At 33.4% G+C, this 1232-nt stretch carries 1 protein-coding gene; it reads left to right on the top strand.

Translation table 11 applies throughout. The annotated features are described in order from the left end of the window. The coding region (locus ACFINS_RS09655) for a YadA-like family protein (RefSeq protein WP_375681594.1) at positions 1–258 on the top strand (258 nt) is incomplete at its 5' end. Positions 259–1232 lie beyond the last annotated feature (974 nt).

Below are 1232 nucleotides of genomic sequence, written 5' to 3'. Positions count from 1 at the left end.
AGTTATGATATTAAGAGCGTACGGAAAGAGGCAAGGCAAGCAGCCGCCGTTGGTCTAGCAGTATCCAACCTACGTTACTTTGACGAGCCGGGATCTTTGAGTGTCTCATTTGGTAGCGGCGCATGGCGTGGACAATCCGCATTTGCTCTTGGTGCTGGTTATACATCTGAAAACGGAAAAATCCGCTCTAATCTCTCTGCCACGAGTGCTGGTGGTCATTGGGGCATAGGTGGTGCAATCACTCTGAAAATAAAATAATACGAACAACGAAAATAGAACAAAACATCCACCCTTATTTATTGAAATAAAGGTGGATATTTTTTTTTACAGACGCACAGTATTTATCTAGAGATAAGCATAATATTTGATGAGGCTATAAACTGTGAGGTTTTATAGAAGATTTTTCTATATTTTGTTGAAAAAAGATCACAGTAGAATCCATATTGCTAAAAAGCTATATTTTTATGTTGCTATTTTCTTGAACAGCCTATAGCTGTATGAAAATGTATATTAGTAAGACTCATTTTGATAAAATAATTCAAAGGGGGATAAGTAGTGCGTAAAGATAAAAGGTACATCACGGGACCACGCATATATCATTATATGATATATTAAAAAGAAAAAATCCAACTAAAAAACCAGTTATCCAAAGAAGAATATATTCCGGACATATTACAATTTCTTTTTACTTTACTTATTATTAACAAAACCATGCTTTCTAATAAAAATAAAGTCTATAATTAGGAAAATACATACTAAAACCTAGTACAAAGGATTTTATAGTAATCACTACCAAGTAAAAAGTAATATCAAATATACAAGGCCTCTTTTTTAGTTAGGAAAAAACAGCACACTAAAACCCTTAGACTCTAAATGTGTTATCTTTATGTCCACAAAACATAATCAAAAAGACAAGCATTTAGATCTCAATACAGAGAGCACAAACAAAACAAGACTAAAGACTCAAAATGTTCACACTCTAAGCAATGATCCTCTACTCTAAATTCCAAAGGGATCAATAATGCTAAAATGTGTCTTTTTTATGTTTTGGAGGTGTTTCTAAGTTTTTTCATTGGAGAGTTTGTTATGAAAAAATTATATGCCCCACAAGCAGCGAGTGAATTAAAACGTTCTCGTTTTTCTTTTGTTAAAGTTCTTTCGTTGGCTACAGCGGCTACATTCTTATCGAATGTTACGCCTGTTTTTTCAGCAAATCCTGATTTTAGAAACAC

It is taken from the genome of Bartonella sp. AA2SXKL (genome assembly GCF_042197205.1).
In the GTDB taxonomy this organism is placed as follows: Bacteria; Pseudomonadota; Alphaproteobacteria; order Rhizobiales; family Rhizobiaceae; genus Bartonella.
The sequence above is the reverse complement of the archived record's forward strand: the minus strand, read 5'-3'. Positions and strand labels throughout refer to the sequence as shown.